We start from the raw sequence: 21,845 nt of genomic DNA, 5'->3' as shown, positions 1-21,845 counted from the left end.
CTAGTTTAGCTGGTTAGCTTTTGAAATAGGTATTGTAACGGTTTTGATCCAGGTTCCAGTGCTGAATTCTCTTGCTTTAAACTCTACTCTGTCATCATAAACATTTACAACGTATCCCTGTGATTGCACTGTGTTTTTTCCAGTTCCTTTTGTGTAGGTATAGGCTACAGAACTGGTATTGACCATAGTGATTCCGTCCTGGACGATACTAGACGAATCATTTAAAGGATAGTGAGAATGACCGCTAAATAGTATAACTTGGGGATATTTTTTTAAGAGTGCTAATATTTTTTGATCTTCAAGCCCTGCACCCCACTCACTTCCATATACAGTACCCGTTATTGGCTGATGTAGGAAAACAAAAATTGGTTTAGTACTCTTAGCATCGTTAGCAAGGGTTTGTTCTAACCAATTAAATTGTTCATCTGAAATATAAGCGGAATCCGCATCAGCTTCATTCTTATAGGTCGATAACATCGTTGACTCTGATTTTTCACCGGCTATTGTAATGAAATGATAGCCTTGAATCGATTGATCATAATAAATGCCAGGAACATTCATTTTGCTTTTGAATCTTTCAATTAATTGACTGTCTGTCACATTAGAATTACGATTAACTTTTTTCTCCATCCATTCATGGTTTCCGATGACCATAAATGTACTTGCATTCTGGTTCATATTTGCCTTTAAAACCGAATTAAATAAATCGTATTCGGAAGATAAACCATGGTCGGTCATATCCCCGCCAACTGCCAAAACATCATATTCTGGAGCTACCGTGTTTAGGTCCTGTAATGCTGTTTCAAATTTCTTAACCACACTTTGTTTTGTTGTTGATATATGGGTATCGCTAATGACTGCAAGCTGCAGATCAGGATTGGTATCATCAGTTTCATCCTGCTGTTTTGCGACGACCTGTTGAACATTTTCAGTTGTTTCAGTGGATTGTTTCTGCTGTTGAGTTCCTGTTTTAGTTTGTGATTGCTCTGAAGGAACTTGGTGGAAGCCGAATACATCCATTGCCAGGAAAATCGATATGATGAATTTTAACATTTCTAATACCTCTTTCGAACATTATTAGTATGTGTTGATAATAATTAAACAACCTTAACTTTTTATTAAGTTTAAATGGAGGTTGGACAAAAAAAGAAAAAACCAGGCAATGCCTGGTTTTTAACAAGGGGAGTGAGCTCCAATGCGGATTATATCTTTGTGTCCGAGTAACACAGAACTATTAGAATATTTAGGATTAACTCATTTATTAGTAGGGGTAGATGATTTTTCTGACTGGCCTGAGGCGATTGCGGGACTTCCTAGGCTGGGGCCGGATTTATCCATTAATATGGACCTTGTTGAGGAATTACAGCCGGATATGGTTCTGGCTTCATTAAGTGTACCAGGCATGGAGAAAAATGTTGAAGCTTTACAGCAACGTGGAATTCCCCATATTGTCTTGAATCCGCAATCATTAAAAGATATCGAAGAGGATTTAATTAAAACAGCGGAAGTTTTAGGAGACAAAGAACGAGGGCTCGATGCTGCCAGGCAATTTCGTTCCCGGCTTGATAATGTGAAACAACAAAGCAGGAATACTAGTAAAAGGCCAACTTTGTATTGGGAATGGTGGCCGAAGCCAATTTTTACGCCGGGGAAAATTAACTGGCTGACGGAGATTTCAGAAGCGGCAGGCGCCGTCAATATCTTTCAAGATGTTGATATGGCAAGTATAATGGCAGATTGGGAGGATGTTTTGAGCAGAAAACCAGATTATATTTGCCTTGCATGGGTTGGGGTTCGTAAAGCAAAAGTTCAAAAAAGCGTGGTAAAAAAGCGACCTGGCTTCCAAAAGCTGAATTATCAAAGTGATGATCACATACTCATTTTAGAGGAAGAACTGTATTGCAGACCATCTCCTAGATTGCTAGATGGATTGGAAAAACTCTATAATATTATTCATAAATGAAACTGTCCCATGGGGAAATCATGGGACAGTAAAAAGTAGTATTAACTAAGGCCCTCATCACTAACCGAAATCGCTGATCCGCTGGAGGTATGTTGATTGATCCAGCCAAGAGATGTTTCGGAAACTGCATTCCAATTTGGAATTTCCGCTTTATGCTGCTCAACCCAGCTCATGCAGAACTGAGGGTCGATATTATAATCAAGGCATTGGGCCAGGAAGGATTGTATGGTCGCTTCACTACAATTTTCCCAGGATCCGCAAGTATAACTCCAGACATTTTCCATTTTAGTTTGGATGGAAAGTTCATTTATAAAATTGCTAAATTGATTGTCACTCATCATAAATTCCTCCTTGTCATAAATTTACATCCTTCAGTATGTCCAAGGATTAATAAACAATGTACATGAAACTCATAAAAAACCTTTAACTCATTATATTCATCTATTTAATATTATGGGAATTTTTTAAATGTTATTAAAAAACCGACTAAGGCAAGAAGGGAGAATGTAGATAATAGAATGAATATGGGTGAAAAAACAGCACTAATTCTAGGTTCAAGTGGACTTGTTGGGAACGAATTAGTAAAAATCCTTCTCGAACAAAATAATTATAAAAAAATACATTTGCTATTAAGAAGACCGATTGAAATAACTGATTCAAGATGTGAACCTCATATAGTTGATTTTGAACAGTTGGGGAAATATGATAAATTATTTAAGGTTACTGATGTATTTTGCTGCTTAGGAACGACCATTAAAAAAGCAAAAAGCAAAGAGGCCTTTAGAAAAGTTGACTACCAATATCCCATAGAGGGAGCCAAATTAGCCGTACAAAGCGGGGCAGAAAAATTTCTCATTATCACGGCTATGGGAGCTAACTCGAAATCATTCTTTTTTTATAATCAAGTTAAAGGAGAGGTAGAAATGTCGCTGAAAACATTAAATATACCTTCCCTGAACATTTTTAGACCATCTTTATTGTTAGGAGAAAGAAATGAATTCCGTTTAGGAGAAAAAATCGCGGAGAAGGCAAGTGGGTTATTAAATACATTAATGATGGGGCCGTTACGCTCCTATAAAGCTATTCATGCAAAATCGGTAGCAAAAGCAATGGCTGCGATTGCTGCTTCAAACAAAACGGGTGTAAGTATATTCTACTCCAATGAAATACAACGAATAGCAGATAAGCATTAGAAAGGATTTGTGTTATGGAAAAGGGTTTATCAGGAAAAAAAGTGGTCATAGGTGGATCAAGAAAAACTGAAGAAATTAGTACATTAATAGAAAAACAAGGTGGAGTGCCTCTAGTTAGGCCGCTTCAAGGTACCGTTTTTTTAGCAGAAAAGGAAGTAGAGCCTGATATATTGGAATTTGTTCAAAATGGTGCGGATTGGGTGATCTTCACAACGGGAATCGGACTAGATTCTCTGGTCACACTTGCAGACAAGCTAGGATTGTTAGAAGATTTCTTAAACCAAATCCAAAAAGCAAAAGTTGCATCAAGGGGTTATAAAACACTTTCCGCATTGAAAAAATTAGAAATCACACCAGTGGCTGTAGCCGAAGATGGAACAACCAAGGGATTAGCCCTTGCTCTCGAGAGCTATAATTTCTCAGGGAAGCGAATTATGATTCAACTGCATGGTGAAACAGCACCTGTATTAACTAAGTTTTTTGAAGATAAAGGTGGAGTGGTACATAAAATTCTTCCATATCAGCACATAGCCCCTGAAAAAGAGACTCTTGAACAATTATGTGAGGAGATCCAGAACAATGAGTGTGATGCTGTCTGTTTTACAACTGCCACTCAAGTTCGTTCCCTTTTCGAATTTGCAAGGGAAAATAAAATACACGAAATGATTGTTCAATGTTTTACGACAAATATTTTAGCTGCAGCTGTTGGAAAGGTTACTGCTGAAGCATTAAGAGAAGAGGGAGTTAACCGTTTCCTTGTACCAGAAAACGAAAGAATGGGAGCAATGATTGTCGAGCTGGCTCAATTTTATGCGCGCTAATTTTGGAAAAAGTGTACCTGGTGAAGAGGTGCACTCTTTTTATGCTCAAATATCAAAAAAAGTATGTAAGAAAATTTGACACTTCGCCATTTTTTTACATTCTTTTTAATTTAGTTATGATAAATTGAAAAAGAATTCAGAAAAAATGTACAATCTTTCCACATCATTTCTTTTTACATATTGGGTAATCAAATGTTTGCATCATTTTACAGAATGTAAGGTGAAATGGTCTTTTACAGTCTGTAAAATAAAAATAAGGCAGAATTTTCTGCGAAGTACATAAGAAAGAAGAAGGAGGATGGATAGTTAATATTGAATTTTTAATAAAGCGCTTTCATTTTTATTTTATTAATATTTACCTTTAATTGAAAAGGGAGGGTTTCTCTTTGGCCAATGAAAAAATGCAGCGCATTTCCTTAACCCATCTTGAAAAGAACTTCCAAGAGGTTGAACGAGGATTAACAAACCGTGAAGCTCTGGAAGAATCAAATCGATGCCTCTATTGTTATGATGCCCCATGTATTAAAGCCTGTCCAACAAGTATTGATATACCTACTTTTATTAAAAAAATAGCTTCAGGAAATTTCCTTGGTTCAGCCAAAACGATTATGTCCTCAAACCCAGTTGGTGCAAGCTGCGCGAGGGTTTGCCCAACTGAAGAGCTTTGTGAAGGAGCTTGTGTTCTAAACCATTCAACGAAACCAATCATGATTGGCAATCTGCAGCGATATGCGACAGATTGGGCAATCCAAAATGAGAAAACACTTTTCCAGCCAGGTGAACCCAATGGTGTCAAAGTGGCTGTTATTGGCGGCGGCCCAGCCGGATTATCTGCAGCAAGGGAGCTTGCCAGATTAGGCTATGACGTGACCATTTTTGAAGCAGCGAAGGAAGCTGGAGGATTGAATACCTTTGGAATTGTTTCTTTCCGTTTGCCTCAGCGAATTTCTTATTGGGAAGTAGAGCAAGTCGAGAAGTTAAACGTCACGATTAAAACAAACACAATGGTAGGCAGAGATGTATCCATTGAAGAATTAACGAATAATTACGATAAAATCGTTTTAGCAGTAGGGATGGCAAATGTACCTGATCTTGGTATTGATGGAGAAGAGTTAGATGGGGTTTATGATGCCATTGAATTTGTGAAGGCCACGAAAAGCGGCCAATTATCAAAAGATTTTATCGGCAAGCGAGTGGTGGTCGTTGGTGCTGGTAATACCGCGATTGACGGTGCGACCTGTTCTGTCCGGTTAGGGGCTGAAAATGTTAAAATCCTTTACCGCAGGACGGAAGAAGAGATGACTGCTTATGATTTTGAATATGAATTTGCCAAACAGGATGGCGTGGAGTTCCGCTGGTTAACTGCACCTAAACGAATTATCGGGGACGAAGCCGGAAAGGTAACAGGAATTGAGTGTATTAAAATGACGCTCGGTGAACCGGAAAAGGATGGACGCCGCCGGCCTGTTGCTGTTGAAGGATCTGAACATATTATTCCAGTAGAGGCCGTAGTAAAAGCAATCGGGCAAACAAGACACTTGGAATTGATAGAATCATTAGGCCTTAAACATGAAGGTGGAGTTGTAAAGGTCGATCAAGAAACGCTTCAAACCTCAAATCCAAAAATCTTTGCCTGCGGCGACGTTATTTTTGGCAAAGGTAAGGGTGATGCCATGGTCGTAACAGCCGCACAGCAGGGAAAAGATGTTGCATACGCAATTCATAAGCAATTTTCGGCTGTTGGAACAGTTTAATTAAGGGGGAATAGTTATGGCTGATTTACGTATTAATCTTGCAGGGATTAAATCTCCTAACCCGTTTTGGCTGGCTTCAGCACCTCCTACCAATTCCGGTTATCAGGTTCAGCGAGCCTTTGAAGCCGGCTGGGGTGGAGCAGTGTGGAAAACGTTAGGTGACCCAATCTTAAACGTATCTTCCCGATTTGCGGCGATTAGCTTTAATGGCCAGCGGGTCGCAGGTTTCAATAATATTGAGCTGATTACCGACAGGCCGTTAGAAGTTAATTTAAAGGAGATTTATGAAACGAAAAAGCGGTTCCCGAACCATGCGATTATTGCTTCCTTAATGGTAGAGCCGAAACAGGAAAAATGGCATGAAATTGTCAAACGCGTTGAAGATGTCGGAGTTGACGGCCTTGAATTAAATTTCGGCTGTCCTCATGGTATGGCGGAACGCGGCATGGGATCAGCCTCCGGACAGGTGCCTGCACTTGTAGAACGGCAAACCTATTGGGTTAAAGAAGTGGCAAAAACTCCTGTTATCGTAAAGTTAACACCAAACATTACAGACATTACTGCAACGGCTGAAGCAGCCTGCAATGGAGGTGCGGATGCCATAAGTATGATAAATACAATTAACAGCTTAATGGGGGTGGACCTCGATACTTGGAACACGATTCCTCATGTGGCTGGTAAAGGAGCACACGGCGGCTATTGTGGCCCAGCCGTAAAACCTATCGCACTCAACATGGTGGCCGAATGCGCAAGACACCCGCATATTAATGTCCCTATATCAGGAATAGGTGGTATTTCCAATTGGCAAGATGCTGTGGAATTTATGTTGATGGGTGCCACTGGCGTTCAAGTCTGTACCGCCGCAATGCACCATGGCTTCCGCATTGTTGAGGATATGATTGAAGGACTGAGCAATTATTTAGATAGCAAGGGTATTTCTACCGTTTCTGAGATTATTGGTAAGTCTGTTCCAAAATATTCGGACTGGGGGAACTTGGATTTAAACTATAATATCGTTGCCAAAATTAATACCGATGTATGCATCAACTGCAATAAATGCCATATTGCCTGTGAAGATACCTCTCACCAATGTATCGACATGCTGACAGACACGAATGGAAAAAGCTATTTAAAAGTACGTGAAGAAGACTGTGTCGGCTGTAATTTATGTTCAATCGTTTGTCCTGTGGACGGAGCAATTGACATGATAGAAGTACCAAGCGAACTGCCAGTGATGACTTGGAATGAACGCCAAGCTGCACTTAAAGTTGCTGCAGATTGCAAAGTTGACGTTACTAAATAGATATAATAGGAGGAAACTCAAATGAAGAAAATTATTAAGAACGGAACGATTGTCACTGCAACAGATACTTATCAGGCGGAACTATTAATCGAGGATGGGAAAATTGCGCAGATTGGCACAAACCTTTCAGCCATTGGTGCTGAAATCGTTGATGCAAAAGGCTGCTTAGTTTTTCCAGGAGGAATCGATCCACATACTCACCTAGATATGCCTTTCGGAGGAACAATTACCAAGGATGACTTTGAATCAGGTACGATCGCGGCAGCATTTGGCGGAACGACTTCAATTATTGATTTCTGCTTAACGAATAAAGGCGAACCGCTTAAAGACGCGATTCAAACCTGGCATGGCAAATCAAAAGATAAAGCTGTTATTGATTATGGTTTCCACTTAATGATTGGGGAAATCAATGACAAGGTATTGAACGAACTTCCTCAAGTAATTAATGAAGAAGGAATTACTTCCTTTAAAGTGTTCATGGCATATAAAAATGTATTGCAAGCAGATGACGAAACGCTTTTCCGGACTCTAGTCACGGCTAAAGAACATGGCGGTTTAGTCATGGTTCACGCAGAAAACGGCGATGTTATCGATTATTTAACGAAAAAGGCCCTCGAAGAAGGAAAAACAGAACCAATCTATCACGCCTTAACACGTCCGCAAGAATTAGAGGGGGAAGCAACAGGACGCGCCGCTAGACTCACTGGTCTTGCCAATTCACAGCTATATGTAGTCCACGTATCTTGCTCAGATGCAGTTGAACAAATTGCTGAAGCTCGCAGCAAAGGCTTTAATGTCTGGGGCGAAACCTGTCCGCAATATTTAGTCCTAGACCAAAGCTATTTAGAAAAACCGAACTTTGAAGGAGCTAAATATGTGTGGTCTCCTCCGCTCAGGGAGAAATGGAATCAGGAGGTCCTTTGGAATGCTTTGAAAAACGGCACACTGCAAACATTTGGTTCTGATCAATGTTCATTTGATTTTAAAGGCCAAAAGGAACTTGGGCGCAATGATTTTACAAAAATTCCTAACGGCGGTCCGATTATTGAAGATCGTTTAACGATATTATTCTCTGAAGGTGTGAAAAAAGGACGAATCAGTCTAAATCAATTTGTTGATTTAACTTCAACCAGGGTTGCCAAGCTGTTTGGCTTATTCCCGAAAAAAGGAACGATTGCCATTGGTGCGGACGCAGACCTTGTCATTTTTGACCCAAATGTTGAACGTGTGATATCAGCAGAAACTCATCATATGGCTGTTGACTATAACGCGTTTGAAGGAATGAAAGTGACTGGTGAGCCAGTTTCAGTATTAGTTCGCGGTGATTATGTTATCCGTGACAAGCAGTTTGTTGGTAAACCAGGATCTGGCCAGTATTTGAAGCGGGAAAAGTATAGCTTGAATACACCGTTGAATCAAAATGAAAAATTATCAATCTAATAAAATCCAAGGTGGGGGTTAAATGTCAGAATATCAGCAATTTCAAGATGAAAGAGATAAAATTGATTTTTTCATCGGGAAGGGATATCGAATTAATGGAGTTAATGAACATTTAAACGGAGCCACTGTTGATTTTTTACATCCGAATGGTAATGTTACCGAGACTCTCTTAATTGGAACGGCTAATGGCAGGAAGTATTTTTCGAGTCTATTAATCAAACAAAATCAAGGAAAATAGTGACGATAAAGGGTGTGGGTAGAATGGAATTCTATTTAAAATCAAAGGATAATTTCTATCCATGTGAAGTCACAATCGATGAAGATAACGGGCGCTATATGATTAGAAAGTCGGATTCAAGCGGTGAGTATTTTAATTCTCCCGAAGAATTAGTGGCATGGATCAGGGAAAATTGGAAATCTGATGATTTTCTAGACCCCGAAGAGTTTGAATTCATGCTAAATGAAATCAAAATATACCTGCCGATTATTCATTAACCCACGATAACAGAAAAGGATTGGTTGTAGAACCAATCCTTTTTCTTAAAAAAATTTCCTTTCTATTAGGAGAGCTAAACGATGAAAGAACATTTTCAACTAAAAGTAGCGGATATTTTAAATAGAAAGCACTTTGAAAATGCCCGCGTTATTGCCGGGCATGATGGCGTTCAACGGATTGTTAAATGGGTTCATGTCGTAGAGGCAACAAGTATTCGAAACCTATTAAACGGTCATGAGCTAATTTTATCCACTGGTGTAGCCTGGAAAGAAAATGTGAATTTCTTTATCTCGATGGTGAAACAATTTTACAAAAATAATGCGGCAGGCCTTTGCATTGAAATGGGGACCTATGTGTCAGAAATTCCTGCTGAAGTGATTGAGTTTGCGAATGAAAATCAATTTCCAATCATTATTTTCGAGGAAGAAGTTCCATTTGTGGAAATCACGCAGGATATTCATTCGGTTATCATTAATCAGCAATATCAAAAAATAGCGGACCTGGAGGATTACTCGCAAAGTTTAAATAAAAGACTGCTTACCATTGAAACATACGAGGATATTCTGCAATTTATTTTTTCTGCTCTTGACGTGCAAATCATCTTTCGAATGAAGAACAAGGAATACGAATTTGTCCCAGAAATCAATCGCACTGACGAAGCGGTTATTCCTTCTAAGATTGATGAGGCCAAACAACATCCAAGTCAGCAAATCGCCATTTCACCCATCTTTTTGTTCGGTCAAGAGTATGCAGAATTAATCATTTACTCGAAGGATATTCCGATCAGCGAATACGACTTATTAATTTTAGACAGGACGGGTACAGCTTTAGCGCAACATCTTTTAAGAGATTTATATGTTGAGGAAAAAAAGCGGGTAGAAGAGTTCGAATGGCTGCACGGCTGGCTGGAGGGAGAACATTCCATAGAAGGCATTCAGGAATATCTAATAGAGAATGGGATAAAAACGAAAACCAGCGATGCAGTAGTTCTGATAACGAAACTTTTTCCAATCAAAGATAAATCAATCAATGATGTGACATACCTGAAATTACTGTTTCGCTCTGTTTTTGAACAGAATGGTTTTGTGGTTTTTTCTGTTGAAAAACGAAATGAGATTACGTTTATCCTATTAAATAGCCGGGCGAAAAAGAATCTAAAGGAACGAATCAAAAAAGCAGTGGATTCTCTTCAAGAATCCGAGTTTATCCGAAAACAAAGTTCTGCAAAGTTTATCATTGCTGCCGGTAAGTTTACCGAATCCTTAAGGGATGTACATAAAAGCTATCAAACAGCCAAGGAAACGATTCGAATCCAACAAAAAATGACTAATAAACAAATCTACCATTTTTATGAGGATTTACATTTATATCGTCTCATATCACAAATGAGCAAGTATACGGATTTACAGGAGCTTGCATCGGAATACCTTTATCCAGTTATTCAATATGACCAAAAATATAATGGCAAGCTTTTAGAAACATTAAAAGCCTATTTAGAGTGTAACGGCTCAAAGCAGGAAACTTCGAACAAGCTTTTCATTGTAAGACAAACGCTATACCATCGTCTGCAAAAGCTTGAAAACCTGCTGGGAGAAGATTTTATGGATCATGAAAAGCGAGTGGCGATCGAATTTATGCTGCTAGTCCATGATTATTTATCAGGAGCAAAACCTGGTGCAATAAATGAAGTCCGATGATGAAATGTTAAATGAATGTTCAATTTGTCGAAGAAATCTTCGCAGACATTTTACAGTATGTCTAATGAAAGCGATTCATACATGCGAGATAATGATAGTAATTACAATTGTTTTATAAATAAGGAGGAATATAGATGGGCGTAACAAAAAAGGACACTGCTATTTTAAACAATTATATTAACGGAGCATGGGTGAGCTCAAATAGTATGCAAACTTTGGATGTGCCAAACCCAGCGACGAATGAAATTTTAACAAAGGTCCCTGTTTCCACAAAAGAAGATGTTGATCTTGCGGTTGCAGCAGCGAAAGAAGCCTTTAAAAAGTGGAAAAACGTGCCTGTACCAAAGCGTGCAAGGATTCTTTTTAAATACCACTATCTATTAACAGAAAACCATGAGGAATTGGCAAGATTAATCGTTTTGGAAAATGGAAAGGCTTATAAGGAAGCGTATGGTGAAGTTCAACGCGGCATTGAGTGCGTAGAATTTGCTGCGGGTGCCCCGACATTGATCATGGGTGAAACTCTTTCTGGCATTGCTGAGGATATTGATTCCGAAATGTTCCGTTACCCACTAGGAGTAGTTGGCGGGATTACACCGTTTAACTTCCCTATGATGGTCCCTTTATGGATGTTCCCTCTAGCAGTTGCCTGTGGTAACACGTTTGTGCTGAAGCCATCTGAGCGTACCCCAATTTTAGCCAATAGATTAGTAGAATTATTTACTGAAGCTGGTGCACCTCCAGGAGTGTTAAACGTCGTCCATGGTGCCCATGATGTTGTAAATGGCCTGCTTGAGCATAAGGATATTGCCGCCATTTCCTTTGTCGGTTCACAGCCGGTTGCCAAATATGTTTATGAGCGTGCTGCCGCAGCTGGTAAGCGGGTTCAAGCCCTTTCCGGAGCGAAAAATCATCATATTGTAATGCCGGATGCCGATATGAATAAGGCCGTTCAGCATATCATCAGCTCGACTTTTGGAAGTGCCGGCCAGCGTTGTATGGCTTGTAGTGCCGTCGTCGTAGTCGGTGATAATGAACCATTTGTAAACGCATTAAAGAAACAGGCAGATGAATTAATCATTGGGAACGGGATGGATGAAGAAGTACTGTTAACCCCAGTCATCCGGAAGGAACACCGCGATAAAGTTCTTGGATACATTGAAAAAGGCTTAGAGGAAGGCGCAGACTTAATTAGAGATGGGCGTAAAGAAATGGATGAACTTCCTGAAGGAAATTTCTTAGGACCAACGATATTCGATCACGTTACACCGGATATGACAATTGCAAAAGAAGAAATTTTCGCACCAGTATTAAGTCTACTTCGTGCAAACGATTTAGATGAAGGGTTGGAATATATCCGTAAATCTAGATTTGGTAATGGAGCAACCATTTATACAAACAATGCAAAGGCTATCCGACAGTTCCGTGAAGAAGCGGACGCAGGAATGCTAGGCATCAACGTAGGTGTCCCAGCAACAATGGCATTTTTCCCTTTCTCTGGCTGGAAGGATTCCTTCTACGGTGATATGCACGTAAATGGTAAAGACGGTGTAAACTTCTATACTCGCAAAAAAATGATTACTTCACGCTTTGACGCATAAAATGGTGCAGGCACCGATACGGAAATGGAGGGAAATTACGGTATGGTTCAAACAAGTCGTCCCCAAGACACGTTTCAAGAGCAAGATGATAAGTATGTTTGGCATTCGATGAAGCCTTATAATCCCAACGCTACAGTTATTGTAGAAAAGGCTGAGGGTTCATGGGTAACAGATGTGGATGGCAAACGTTATTTAGATGCAATGTCAGGACTATGGTGTGTGAATGTTGGGTATGGAAGAACGGAATTGGCGGAAGCAGCGTACGAACAATTAAAAGAGATGGCTTATTTTCCGCTATCACAGAGCCATGTTCCTGCTATCAAACTAGCAGAAAAATTAAACGAAATGCTCGGCGATGAATACGTCATCTTTTTCTCGAACAGCGGTTCAGAAGCGAATGAAACAGCCTTTAAGATTGTTCGTCAATACCATCAGCAAAAGGGAGAGCATAACCGCTTTAAAATTGTTTCCCGCTACCGTGCCTACCATGGAAATTCTATGGGAGCACTAGCAGCAACAGGACAGGCGCAGCGAAAATATAAATATGAGCCGCTGGCACCAGGCTTTATCCATGTATCACCTCCCGATTCCTATCGTGATGACACCAATGTGACAGATCCAAAGGAATTAGCTTCCATTAAAGAAATTGACCGTACAATGACTTGGGAACTAAGTGAAACCATTGCGGCCATGATTATGGAACCAATCATTACCGGCGGCGGAGTGCTTATGCCACCAGATGGGTATATGAAGGCAGCTAAAGAGGTTTGTGAAAAACACGGAGCTCTCCTAATCGTTGATGAAGTGATTTGCGGCTTCGGCCGTACGGGTAAACCATTTGGATTCATGAATTATGGTGTGAAACCGGATATCATTACCATGGCCAAGGGGATTACAAGTGCCTATTTGCCATTATCCGCGACCGCGGTTCGCAAGGATATTTACGAAGCGTTTAAAGGATCCGAAGAATACGATTATTTCCGTCACGTGAACACGTTCGGAGGAAATCCCGCGGCATGTGCCCTGGCGTTAAAAAACCTCGAAATCATGGAAAAAGAAAATCTGTTTGATCGTTCCCGTGATTTAGGCGAACAGCTTCTAAATGATTTAACTACTCTTTTACAAGACCATCCATATGTAGGAAATGTCCGTGGAAAGGGCCTATTAATAGGGATTGAGCTTGTAAGTAATAAAACGACGAAAGAACCGTTAGATCCAGTACTTGTCAATCAAGTGATTACAAACTGTAAGGAAAAAGGCATTATCATCGGAAAAAATGGAGCTACGGTAGCAGGATACAATAATGTGCTCACCTTGGCACCACCGTTAAATATTGAACAAAAGGATTTGAACTTTTTAATTAAGACGCTTACTGAATCTCTAAATAAAATACTTTAGGTAATACGTATAAGAGCATTTGTCTTTACATTCTGTAAATGATAAATGCTCTTTTTTTCATGTTTAAAAGTTAAAAAATCGAAAAAATTGTCAATTCTGCTTAAATTCTGTGAAATCAGTGAAAAAATGTCGAAATCTTTCGATAGAGTAATTGACAGATAGATTTGAAAGGTTATAATGAACTTAACAAACGTTCATTGAATATTTACATAATTTCATTTCAGGCAAACTAAAGTAAAAATATTTTTTTATAAAAGGTTGTAACCGTTTTCTTTTTAAAAATAGAAGACTGCAATCTTCATAATTTTATTAAAAAGGTGACTTGATTATGGCGGATGAAAAAATTATGCGCCTTGTTGAAGTAGCGAAAATGTATTATCAATTAGACTACAGTCAACAAGAAATCGCGAAAAAGTTAGGTATTTCCCGCCCCACCGTTTCAAGACTTCTTTTGCAAGCTGTTCAAGAAGGTGTTGTCCATATCAAAATATGCGATCCGGCCGAAGATGTCCAGGAGCTCGCAATGCTGGTAAAGGAAAAATTCCAATTAAAGCATTGTATTGTCGCCTCAATCCCTGAATATGAGGACGAACTAATAAAAGAGAAACTAGGAGAAGTATCTGCAGAATACTTGCATAAAATTGTACAAAGTGGCGATACCATCGGAATAACTTGGGGAACAACCCTTTATCAACTCGTCAAAAAACTTCAGCCAAAGAATGTAAAGGATGTTACGATAGTCCAGCTTAACGGTGGGGTGAGTTACTCGGAATCTAATACGTATGCATCAGAAATCATAAACGGTTTGGCAAATGCCTTTCATACTACTCCACATTTCCTGCCCGTACCGGCGGTAGTTGATCATATTGTCGTAAAGCAAGCGATTGTTGCGGATCGGCATGTGAAAAAAATTATGGAATTAGGTCAAAAGGCTAATATTGCCATTTTCACGGTAGGGGAACCGGGTGAACAATCAACGCTGATGCATGCAGGGTACTTTTTAGATAATGACATTGAAATTTTACGGAAGAATCAAACTGTTGGTGATATTTGTTCTCGATTTATTGATATCGTAGGGAAAATAAGCCACGAGGCTTTAAATGACCGTACCATTGGGATTGAACTCTCCCATTTATCTGAAAAAGAATATGGCATCTTAATTGCAGGTGGAAATTCAAAAGTGGACGGTATTTATGGTGCCCTTCACGGCCGGCACGCCAATGTCCTAATAACCGATCAGTACACTGCAAAAGCCTTACTCGAAATGGGGGGTGATAACATAAATGGATAATGAGAAAATTAGGGAACTAGTCCAAGAAATTGTCAAAGATATGCTTCAAAAAGCAAAGCAGGTACCAATTGCTGCTTCCAATCGGCATATCCATTTATCACCAGAACATGTTGATAGATTGTTCGGCCGCGGATATCAGTTAAATAAACTTAAAGATTTGTCACAACCGAATCAATTTGCCGCAAAGGAAACCGTGACTTTGATCGGGCCTAGGGGGAAGATTCCAAACGTCCGTGTTCTTGGACCGGCAAGAGGAAATACACAAGTGGAAGTTTCTTTATTTGATGGTTTCACATTGGGAGTTAAGCCGCCGATACGTAATTCTGGTGATCTAAAAGGTTCTGAATCTATTACGATTCAGGGACCGCGCGGCCAAATTACGATTAAAGAGGGGTTAATTTGCGCGGCGCGCCATATCCATATGCATACTAGTGATGGTGAAGCCTTTGGTGTGGAAGATGGCGATGTGGTACAAGTTAACGTCGACGGTCCACGCGGCATTATTTTTTCAAATGTGCTTATTCGGGTATCGCCTAAATACAAGCTTGAGATGCATATCGACCTTGATGAAGCCAATGCCGCCAACATCAAAAATGGACAATTAGGTGAAATTGTAGCTGTTGAAAGTCGAAATCAAGTGAGCGGAGGCTGAATCTGGTGGATGTCAAAACAAAGGTGAAAATGCTTGTCCAGCAGGTAGTCGAAGCCTACTTAAAAGAACAACTGCGAGAAAAAGAAAAAATCGCCATTCTTTTAGGCTATCAATCTCAAAATCCATCAGTGGTTTTGGAAGCGGTTACCCCGCTAATCGATTCCTACGAAGTGACATTGATTTTATCAAAAGATTGGCTGCCTTCGCATGCTGCGTTAAGTGGGAAGCCATATGTTTTGTTAGATCAGACCTCACAGCAGGAATTAAATAGAATTGTTGAGAGTTGCAGTACTCTGGTTGTCCCGGTCGCTTCTTATCGCTTATTATCTAAGCTTGCCTTAACAATGGATGATGAATTGGCCGTATGGCTCGCTCTACAATATCAATTGCTTGGTAAGCCCGTTGTAATAGCTAAAGATTATATTGAACCTACTGTATACCAGCAAATTCATGCGCCCCATTCCGTTCAAGAACGCTTGCAGTCCTACATTAGGCAAATTCAAGCGGATCAGGTGAAATGGGTGCCGCTCAGTAAACTTGCACTAACGGTCGATTCTCAGCAAACGGCATACAAGGAAAAGCAGTCTCTCATTCTTGCAAAACATGTGGAAAAAGCATTTCAGGATGGACTTAAGGAAATCGTTGTTCCTGAAAAGAGCAGGGTAACACCTTCTGCGAAGGACTTAGCAAAGGAACTTAAAATTCAAATTACAAAAACTTCTCCTTGAAAGGAGGGACGTACGTGATCATTTGTAAAGTGGTTGGTTCCATTGTTTCAACCACCAAAGCAGAAAAGCTTAAAGGGAAAAAGCTCCTCATTGTACAGCCTTTGGATATGAAAACGATTGAGGAAGACGGAAAACCTTTAGTGGCGATAGATACGGTAGGTTCTGGTGTTGGTGAAGTGGTCCTGCTTGTCAGCGGCAGCTCGGCCAGACAAACAGAAATTACCAACGGTGTCCCGGTTGATGCGGCTATTGTAGGGATTGTCGATCAAATAGAAATACAAGGATCCTTAACCTTTAACAAAGGAGAGAGCTAATTTTGCAAATTAATGAAACCGATATCAAAAAAATGGTTGAACAAGTGCTGCAGCAATTAGGTCAAAGTCAGCCAGACAGCAGCCCGGTTTCTTCATTTCCAGAAGTCAGCTTTGGAAATGGTGTGTTTACCACTGTTGACGAAGCAGCCGCAGCAGCAAGACTTGCATGGGAAAAGCTTCGCAAGCTTCCAGTGGCTGTAAGAAGACAAATGATTGAGAACATACGTGAAGTAAGCCGCAAGCATGCCAATGAACTGGCTAAGCTGGCTGTTGAAGAGACGGGCCTTGGAAGAGTGGAAGATAAGGTTGCGAAAATTTTACTAGCCACGAACAAAACACCTGGCTTGGAAGACTTAATCAGCACATCTTATTCAGGTGATGATGGGTTAACGCTTGTGGAATATGCACCAATTGGTGTATTTGGGTCAATTACTCCTTCCACAAACCCGGCTGCAACGATTATAAATAACTCGATTTCTCTTCTTGCAGCAGGGAATACGGTTGTTTACAACCCGCACCCAAGTGCAAAACGAGTTTCGATTAAGACGATGCAGCTGCTCAACGAAGCTATTGTGGCTGCGGGAGGACCAGAAAATACTTTGACCTCGGTAGCGGCGCCAAATCTGGAAACGTCGGCACAGGTCATGAACCATCCACAGGTAAATGCACTGGTTGTTACAGGCGGCGGTCCTGTGGTAAAGGCAGCGATGGCTGTAGGCAAAAAGGTCATTGCTGCCGGTCCTGGAAATCCGCCAGTCGTCGTCGATGAAACAGCGATTATTTCAAAGGCAGCAGCTGATATTGTCAAGGGAGCAAGCTTTGATAACAACGTTTTATGTACGGCTGAAAAAGAGGTCTTTGTTGTTGAAAAAGTAGCAAATGTCCTTAAATCTGAAATGGTGAAGAACGGGGCGATTGAGCTTAAGGGCTTCCAATTCGAAAAGCTGCTTGAAAAAGTCCTTGTTAAGAAAGGTGATAAGTTTTATCCGAACCGTGAATTTATCGGTAAGGATGCGAATGTAATCTTACAAGCAGCCGGCATTCAGGCCAGTCCTGATGTGAGATTGATTATTGCAGAGACCAATAGGGATCATCCATTAGTGATGACAGAAATGTTAATGCCAATCTTACCAATCGTCAGGGTCCCTGACGTTGATATAGCCATTGAATTAGCGGTAATCGCTGAAAAAGGCAATCGTCACACTGCGATTATGCATTCACAAAACATCACCAATTTGACAAAAATGGCACAGGAAATTCAAGCAACTATTTTTGTGAAAAATGGTCCATCTGTTTCGGGATTAGGCTTTGAAAGTGAGGGCTTCACGACTCTGACAATTGCCGGTCCTACCGGTGAAGGCTTAACCAGCGCAAAAACATTTACACGTCAGCGCCGCTGCGTTTTAGTAGATGGATTTAGAATTATCTAGTGGGGTGTGTTAATTGGCAAAATCTAAAGATGAAAAGACCGTCACTTCACAATCAGAAAAAACAAAGAAGCAAATAAAACAAAAATTAGAGGTTCCTAAAGGAGGAAATATCATGGGTCAAGAAGCATTAGGAATGATTGAAACAAAAGGTTTAGTAGGTGCAATCGAAGCAGCAGACGCGATGGTTAAAGCTGCAAATGTTACATTAGTCGGCAGAGAATTAGTCGGTGCGGGTATTGTAACCGTTATGGTTCGCGGGGATGTAGGCGCAGTTAAAGCCGCAACTGAAGCTGGAGCAGAAGCAGCTCAGCGCGTTGGAACACTTCTTTCAGTACACGTGATTCCACGTCCAAACGGCGATGTTGAAGGTATCCTGCCAAAGAGTGAATAAGGGGAAGCGAAATGGAACAATCCATTGAAAGCTTTATCAAAAATCTCGTAAGGGACACGATTGTTCACACACTCGGTGAGCTGCAAATCCAAAACGATCGGCAGACCTATGTTATTGCCAATTGGAAAATGAACAATACACTTAGTACGACAGCTGAATTTTTTCAAAAAATAAACAGCAGCATGGACATTTCAGTGGTAGTTTGTCCGCCTTCCCAGCTGCTTTATCCTGCTCATCTTTTTATTAAACAATCTGGAAAACCGATTCATCTTGGTGGACAAAATGTCCATTGGGCTGAGAAAGGTGCCTACACTGGTGAGACATCCACAAATATGTTGAAGGATGTTGGCTGTGAATATGTGATAATCGGCCACTCCGAAAGAAGACAATATGCGGGTGAAGATGATGATTTAGTGAATTTAAAAGTGAAGCAGACAATCAAAGCCGGACTCATTCCGATTATCTGCATTGGAGAAACGCTGGGTCAGAAAAATTCGATGCAAACAGAACATGTCTTATCGACTCAACTAAATGGAGCCCTGAAAGATATAGATTCCAGCAATTTTATTATCGCCTATGAACCTATATGGGCGATTGGAACAGGGCAGTCAGCAACCGCTGATTTGGCTCAACAAACTCATGCTTATATCCGTTCTGTTTTAAAAAATATACTGGGTGAATACGCAGATAGTATCTCGATTTTATACGGTGGTTCTGTTAATGAAAGCAATGCTGCCGAATACAGTACGATGCCGGATATTGATGGTGTCCTGGTTGGAGGCGCTAGCTTAAATCCCCAGTCTTTTGATGGAATTATCAATGTATTTGCCAAAGGAGAACAAAGGTAATGAAAAAAGTTGCGATTGGCAGTGACCATGGTGGATACGAACTGAAAGAAAAGTTAAAGGCCTACTTGACGGAATTAGGCTATGAATATCTTGATTTTGGCTGTAAGGCAAACGAATCAGTAGATTATCCCGATATCGCTTTTTTAGTGGGTGAAACGGTTGCCACAAATGATGACTACGTTGGAATCATGATTGATGGTGTCGGTGTAGGCAGCGGCATGGTTTTAAATAAAATACCGGGTGTTCGCGGTGCAGTGTGCTGGGATTTATCCTCAGTTATCAACAGCAAAGAGCACAATAATGCCAACGTTTTATCGATAGGCGGGCAGTTTATCGGTGAAGGCCTAGCTAAGCAATTAGTGAAAACCTGGCTGGAAACTGATTTTGCCGGCGGCCGTCATGATCGCCGCGTTACTAAAATCATGGAAATTGAAAGTCGGTTTTTACACAGATAAAGGCAGGTTAAACTATGTTCGTAGCCAAAGTGATTGGAAATATTGTTTGTACTCATAAAAATGATAATTTAAGAGGTTTAAAGCTTCTGATTGTCCAACCGGTTGATGACCAGTTGAAGGATAAAGGCAAACCACTTGTGGCTATAGATACGATTGGACAGTCGGGGGAAGGAGAACTAGTTTATCTGGCAAAAAGCCGGGAGTCTTCCTTACCGCTTAACAAAGATTTAGTCCCATCAGATGCTGGGATTTTAGGAATCATTGATTACTATAATGTGACGAAACGAATGGAGGAATAATAAATGAGCAACGCATTAGGAATGATCGAAACAAAAGGTTTGGTAGGGGCAATTGAAGCAGCAGACGCGATGACAAAAGCAGCAAACGTAACTTTACTAGGAAAGGTAAATGTTGGCGGCGGTTTAGTTTGTGTCATGGTTCGCGGAGATGTTGGTGCAGTTAAAGCGGCAACAGAAGCAGGTGCAGATGCTGCACAGCGTGTAGGCGAATTCTTATCAGTACACGTTATCCCAAGACCACATTCAGATATCGAAAAAATTCTTCCAGTTGTAAAATAATGAAACTAGCAAAGGTTGTTGGGAATGTCGTTTCAACGATAAAGACACCAAGCCATCAAAACAAAAAACTAATGGTTGTCATTCCGGTTGATGCCGCGGGTAAAGAAATCGGTGAACCGATCATTGCATTTGATCGGTTCCATGCCGGGGTTGGCGATTATGTGCTTTTACTTGAGGAAGGTGGTTCGGCACGTGACATATTAGAAGATCCTAAGGGTTCGTTTGATGCCGTCATTGCCGGAATCGTTGATCGATTAGAATAACGTGAGGTGAGCAAGATGCAAATCGAAGCATTAGTGGAACAAATTACCAATCAAATTATGCAGCAATTAACCAATAAACAAGAGTTGAAGGAAGCAAAACCTGTTGTTTCCGGAAACGTAACCTATAAAGAAGGTTCTTCTTCCAACATTATTACTGGTCCATCTGTTGCAAGAATGATCGACCATACTTTATTAAAGCCAGAAGCGTCAAAGGATCAAATTGTGAAGCTATGTGAAGAAGCAAAGGAACATAAATTTGCAACTGTTTGCGTCAATCCGTATTGGGTGCAGACTGCGGCAAAAGAACTTAAAGGCTCTGGTGTAGGTATTACGACAGTTGTTGGCTTCCCATTAGGAGCGACAAGCACATTTGTAAAAATTGCAGAAACTCGTGATGCGATTGCGAACGGAGCAACTGAAATCGACATGGTCATTAACGTTGGGGCACTAAAATCCGGTGACTTTGAAACCGTTAAAAAGGACATTGAAGGTGTTGTATTAGCCGCTAAAGGTCATGCTCCAGTTAAGGTTATTATTGAAACAGGACTGCTAGAAATTGAAGAGAAGAAAAAGGCTTGTATTTTGGCAAAAATGGCCGGTGCTGATTTTGTTAAAACATCAACCGGTTTTGGACCAGGCTGTGCAACAGCGGAAGATATCAAATTAATGCGTGAGGCAGTTGGACCAGATATGGGCGTAAAAGCTTCAGCCTGTGTAAGAGATTTAGATACAGCACGAAAACTAATTCAAGCTGGCGCGACAAGAATTGGTGCTAGTTCAAGTATTGCGATTATTACTGGCGGACAAGGAACTGGATATTAAAATGATCCGTGAAAGATTGAGTTTTTCATATAGTTTTTCTCTATATGAAAAACTCATTTTTCTTATATTCCTATTTTAAAAGTATTGATAATTTTTAGATATTTTACTATAATGATATTAATGAATGTAATCGCTTACATACACAAGGGGTGTTTCGAATGAACAATATTGGACATCAATTAAAGAAAATTAGATTAAATCGTGAAATAGAAATAGAAAAACTTGCCTTATTATCAGGCATAAATGCTGAAACCATCGCTGCCATTGAAGAAGGCGATCAGGATGTACAGGTTTCTATATTAGCAAAAATATCCAATGTATTAAATTGCACATTCTCAATTGGTGAAGTATCTATCTAATAATATTGGAATACCCATAGACAACATGGTATAGTAATTCCATTAGCA

General features: G+C 40.3%; 26 protein-coding genes. 24 read left to right on the top strand and 2 right to left on the bottom strand.

Annotated features, from left to right (window positions below; all coding sequences use genetic code 11):
• A complete protein-coding gene (locus PH210_RS09000) occupies positions 1–1,053 on the bottom strand; it encodes a metallophosphoesterase family protein (RefSeq protein WP_289984740.1) in 1,053 nt (350 codons plus the stop codon).
• Between the two features lie 142 nt (positions 1,054–1,195).
• Between PH210_RS09000 and PH210_RS08995 the strand changes: the two genes are divergently transcribed.
• Positions 1,196–1,963: a cobalamin-binding protein gene (locus tag PH210_RS08995; RefSeq protein WP_289984738.1), complete on the top strand. Its 768-nt coding sequence runs from the start codon at positions 1,196–1,198 to the stop codon at positions 1,961–1,963.
• 41 nt (positions 1,964–2,004) lie between these two features.
• On the opposite strand, the gene PH210_RS08990 is transcribed toward PH210_RS08995, so the two are convergent.
• Positions 2,005–2,301, bottom strand: a complete 297-nt coding sequence (locus PH210_RS08990) for a hypothetical protein (RefSeq protein WP_289984736.1) — start codon at positions 2,299–2,301, stop codon at positions 2,005–2,007.
• A gap of 186 nt (positions 2,302–2,487) precedes the next feature.
• On the opposite strand from PH210_RS08990, the gene PH210_RS08985 reads away from it, so the two are divergent.
• From PH210_RS08985 to PH210_RS08875, 23 genes are all read left to right on the top strand, one after another.
• The gene (locus PH210_RS08985) at positions 2,488–3,156 is read left to right on the top strand and encodes a Rossmann-fold NAD(P)-binding domain-containing protein (RefSeq protein WP_289984735.1); all 669 of its coding nucleotides are present in this window, start codon (positions 2,488–2,490) and stop codon (positions 3,154–3,156) included.
• A gap of 14 nt (positions 3,157–3,170) precedes the next feature.
• A complete protein-coding gene (locus PH210_RS08980) occupies positions 3,171–3,977 on the top strand; it encodes a uroporphyrinogen-III synthase (RefSeq protein ID WP_289984734.1) in 807 nt (268 codons plus the stop codon).
• Positions 3,978–4,378: 401 nt separating this feature from the next.
• Entirely contained in the window at positions 4,379–5,731 is a 1,353-nt protein-coding gene (locus PH210_RS08975) for an NAD(P)-dependent oxidoreductase (RefSeq protein ID WP_289985005.1), read from the top strand.
• Between the two features lie 16 nt (positions 5,732–5,747).
• A complete protein-coding gene (gene preA / locus PH210_RS08970; RefSeq protein ID WP_289984732.1) occupies positions 5,748–7,034 on the top strand; it encodes an NAD-dependent dihydropyrimidine dehydrogenase subunit PreA in 1,287 nt (428 codons plus the stop codon).
• Positions 7,035–7,055: 21 nt separating this feature from the next.
• Positions 7,056–8,474, top strand: coding sequence for a dihydropyrimidinase (gene hydA / locus PH210_RS08965; protein ID WP_289984730.1), 1,419 nt, complete (start codon positions 7,056–7,058; stop codon positions 8,472–8,474).
• A gap of 22 nt (positions 8,475–8,496) precedes the next feature.
• A complete protein-coding gene (locus PH210_RS08960; RefSeq protein ID WP_223590483.1) occupies positions 8,497–8,712 on the top strand; it encodes a hypothetical protein in 216 nt (71 codons plus the stop codon).
• Positions 8,713–8,735: 23 nt separating this feature from the next.
• Positions 8,736–8,969 carry a hypothetical protein gene (locus PH210_RS08955; protein WP_289984727.1) on the top strand — a complete coding sequence of 78 codons (234 nt, stop codon included), beginning with the start codon at positions 8,736–8,738 and terminating at the stop codon, positions 8,967–8,969.
• 81 nt (positions 8,970–9,050) lie between these two features.
• Complete coding sequence (locus PH210_RS08950; RefSeq protein WP_289984725.1) at positions 9,051–10,667, top strand: PucR family transcriptional regulator; 1,617 nt, start codon at positions 9,051–9,053, stop codon at positions 10,665–10,667.
• Between the two features lie 134 nt (positions 10,668–10,801).
• Entirely contained in the window at positions 10,802–12,268 is a 1,467-nt protein-coding gene (locus PH210_RS08945; RefSeq protein ID WP_289984724.1) for a CoA-acylating methylmalonate-semialdehyde dehydrogenase, read from the top strand.
• A gap of 42 nt (positions 12,269–12,310) precedes the next feature.
• On the top strand, positions 12,311–13,666 hold the full coding sequence (locus tag PH210_RS08940; RefSeq protein WP_289984723.1) for an aspartate aminotransferase family protein: 1,356 nt from the start codon (positions 12,311–12,313) through the stop codon (positions 13,664–13,666).
• 328 nt (positions 13,667–13,994) lie between these two features.
• Positions 13,995–14,957, top strand: coding sequence for a DNA-binding transcriptional repressor DeoR (deoR, locus tag PH210_RS08935; RefSeq protein WP_289984722.1), 963 nt, complete (start codon positions 13,995–13,997; stop codon positions 14,955–14,957).
• Positions 14,950–15,609, top strand: coding sequence for a phosphate propanoyltransferase (gene pduL, locus PH210_RS08930; RefSeq protein WP_289984720.1), 660 nt, complete (start codon positions 14,950–14,952; stop codon positions 15,607–15,609). Before deoR ends, pduL begins: the two co-directional genes overlap by 8 nt.
• Positions 15,610–15,614: 5 nt before the next feature.
• The gene (locus tag PH210_RS08925) at positions 15,615–16,337 is read left to right on the top strand and encodes a hypothetical protein (RefSeq protein WP_289984718.1); all 723 of its coding nucleotides are present in this window, start codon (positions 15,615–15,617) and stop codon (positions 16,335–16,337) included.
• A gap of 14 nt (positions 16,338–16,351) precedes the next feature.
• Positions 16,352–16,651, top strand: a complete 300-nt coding sequence (locus PH210_RS08920) for a EutN/CcmL family microcompartment protein (protein ID WP_289984717.1) — start codon at positions 16,352–16,354, stop codon at positions 16,649–16,651.
• Between the two features lie 2 nt (positions 16,652–16,653).
• Positions 16,654–18,081, top strand: a complete 1,428-nt coding sequence (locus tag PH210_RS08915; protein ID WP_289984715.1) for an aldehyde dehydrogenase family protein — start codon at positions 16,654–16,656, stop codon at positions 18,079–18,081.
• 112 nt (positions 18,082–18,193) lie between these two features.
• Positions 18,194–18,472, top strand: coding sequence for a BMC domain-containing protein (locus PH210_RS08910; RefSeq protein ID WP_223590918.1), 279 nt, complete (start codon positions 18,194–18,196; stop codon positions 18,470–18,472).
• Positions 18,473–18,483: 11 nt separating this feature from the next.
• Positions 18,484–19,320 (top strand): triose-phosphate isomerase, encoded by an 837-nt coding sequence (tpiA, locus tag PH210_RS08905; RefSeq protein WP_289984713.1) that lies wholly within the window; start codon positions 18,484–18,486, stop codon positions 19,318–19,320.
• Entirely contained in the window at positions 19,320–19,775 is a 456-nt protein-coding gene (gene rpiB / locus PH210_RS08900) for a ribose 5-phosphate isomerase B (RefSeq protein WP_223590456.1), read from the top strand. The genes tpiA and rpiB overlap by 1 nt, the downstream gene beginning before the upstream one ends.
• 14 nt (positions 19,776–19,789) lie before the next feature.
• Positions 19,790–20,074 carry a EutN/CcmL family microcompartment protein gene (locus PH210_RS08895; RefSeq protein ID WP_289984711.1) on the top strand — a complete coding sequence of 95 codons (285 nt, stop codon included), beginning with the start codon at positions 19,790–19,792 and terminating at the stop codon, positions 20,072–20,074.
• A gap of 3 nt (positions 20,075–20,077) precedes the next feature.
• Positions 20,078–20,353 carry a BMC domain-containing protein gene (locus PH210_RS08890; RefSeq protein WP_223590451.1) on the top strand — a complete coding sequence of 92 codons (276 nt, stop codon included), beginning with the start codon at positions 20,078–20,080 and terminating at the stop codon, positions 20,351–20,353.
• The gene (locus PH210_RS08885; protein ID WP_289984708.1) at positions 20,353–20,616 is read left to right on the top strand and encodes a EutN/CcmL family microcompartment protein; all 264 of its coding nucleotides are present in this window, start codon (positions 20,353–20,355) and stop codon (positions 20,614–20,616) included. Before PH210_RS08890 ends, PH210_RS08885 begins: the two co-directional genes overlap by 1 nt.
• Positions 20,617–20,790: 174 nt before the next feature.
• The gene (deoC, locus tag PH210_RS08880; RefSeq protein ID WP_223590917.1) at positions 20,791–21,438 is read left to right on the top strand and encodes a deoxyribose-phosphate aldolase; all 648 of its coding nucleotides are present in this window, start codon (positions 20,791–20,793) and stop codon (positions 21,436–21,438) included.
• Positions 21,439–21,596: 158 nt separating this feature from the next.
• A complete protein-coding gene (locus PH210_RS08875; protein ID WP_289984705.1) occupies positions 21,597–21,797 on the top strand; it encodes a helix-turn-helix domain-containing protein in 201 nt (66 codons plus the stop codon).
• Positions 21,798–21,845: the final 48 nt, after the last annotated feature.

Source organism: Paenibacillus sp. BSR1-1, assembly GCF_030403775.1.
Lineage (GTDB): Bacteria > Bacillota > Bacilli > Bacillales > Cytobacillaceae > Neobacillus.
The sequence above is the reverse complement of the archived record's forward strand: the minus strand, read 5'-3'. Positions and strand labels throughout refer to the sequence as shown.

What these genes read in the sequence shown, in the direction of transcription:
- deoR (WP_289984722.1), top strand. Translation starts at nt 13,995, where the DNA reads ATGGCGGATGAAAAAATTATGCGCCTTGTTGAAGTAGCGAAAATGTAT.
- PH210_RS08890 (WP_223590451.1), top strand. Translation starts at nt 20,078, where the DNA reads ATGAGCAACGCATTAGGAATGATCGAAACAAAAGGTTTGGTAGGGGCA.
- PH210_RS08885 (WP_289984708.1), top strand. Translation starts at nt 20,353, where the DNA reads ATGAAACTAGCAAAGGTTGTTGGGAATGTCGTTTCAACGATAAAGACA.
- PH210_RS08990 (WP_289984736.1), bottom strand. Translation starts at nt 2,301, where the DNA reads ATGAGTGACAATCAATTTAGCAATTTTATAAATGAACTTTCCATCCAA.
- PH210_RS08980 (WP_289984734.1), top strand. Translation starts at nt 3,171, where the DNA reads ATGGAAAAGGGTTTATCAGGAAAAAAAGTGGTCATAGGTGGATCAAGA.
- tpiA (WP_289984713.1), top strand. Translation starts at nt 18,484, where the DNA reads ATGGAACAATCCATTGAAAGCTTTATCAAAAATCTCGTAAGGGACACG.
- PH210_RS08940 (WP_289984723.1), top strand. Translation starts at nt 12,311, where the DNA reads ATGGTTCAAACAAGTCGTCCCCAAGACACGTTTCAAGAGCAAGATGAT.
- deoC (WP_223590917.1), top strand. Translation starts at nt 20,791, where the DNA reads ATGATCGACCATACTTTATTAAAGCCAGAAGCGTCAAAGGATCAAATT.
- PH210_RS08950 (WP_289984725.1), top strand. Translation starts at nt 9,051, where the DNA reads ATGAAAGAACATTTTCAACTAAAAGTAGCGGATATTTTAAATAGAAAG.
- PH210_RS08985 (WP_289984735.1), top strand. Translation starts at nt 2,488, where the DNA reads ATGGGTGAAAAAACAGCACTAATTCTAGGTTCAAGTGGACTTGTTGGG.
- pduL (WP_289984720.1), top strand. Translation starts at nt 14,950, where the DNA reads ATGGATAATGAGAAAATTAGGGAACTAGTCCAAGAAATTGTCAAAGAT.
- hydA (WP_289984730.1), top strand. Translation starts at nt 7,056, where the DNA reads ATGAAGAAAATTATTAAGAACGGAACGATTGTCACTGCAACAGATACT.
- PH210_RS08945 (WP_289984724.1), top strand. Translation starts at nt 10,802, where the DNA reads ATGGGCGTAACAAAAAAGGACACTGCTATTTTAAACAATTATATTAAC.
- preA (WP_289984732.1), top strand. Translation starts at nt 5,748, where the DNA reads ATGGCTGATTTACGTATTAATCTTGCAGGGATTAAATCTCCTAACCCG.
- PH210_RS08975 (WP_289985005.1), top strand. Translation starts at nt 4,379, where the DNA reads ATGCAGCGCATTTCCTTAACCCATCTTGAAAAGAACTTCCAAGAGGTT.
- rpiB (WP_223590456.1), top strand. Translation starts at nt 19,320, where the DNA reads ATGAAAAAAGTTGCGATTGGCAGTGACCATGGTGGATACGAACTGAAA.
- PH210_RS08995 (WP_289984738.1), top strand. Translation starts at nt 1,196, where the DNA reads ATGCGGATTATATCTTTGTGTCCGAGTAACACAGAACTATTAGAATAT.
- PH210_RS08910 (WP_223590918.1), top strand. Translation starts at nt 18,194, where the DNA reads ATGGGTCAAGAAGCATTAGGAATGATTGAAACAAAAGGTTTAGTAGGT.
- PH210_RS09000 (WP_289984740.1), bottom strand. Translation starts at nt 1,053, where the DNA reads ATGTTAAAATTCATCATATCGATTTTCCTGGCAATGGATGTATTCGGC.
- PH210_RS08875 (WP_289984705.1), top strand. Translation starts at nt 21,597, where the DNA reads ATGAACAATATTGGACATCAATTAAAGAAAATTAGATTAAATCGTGAA.
- PH210_RS08960 (WP_223590483.1), top strand. Translation starts at nt 8,497, where the DNA reads ATGTCAGAATATCAGCAATTTCAAGATGAAAGAGATAAAATTGATTTT.
- PH210_RS08895 (WP_289984711.1), top strand. Translation starts at nt 19,790, where the DNA reads ATGTTCGTAGCCAAAGTGATTGGAAATATTGTTTGTACTCATAAAAAT.
- PH210_RS08955 (WP_289984727.1), top strand. Translation starts at nt 8,736, where the DNA reads ATGGAATTCTATTTAAAATCAAAGGATAATTTCTATCCATGTGAAGTC.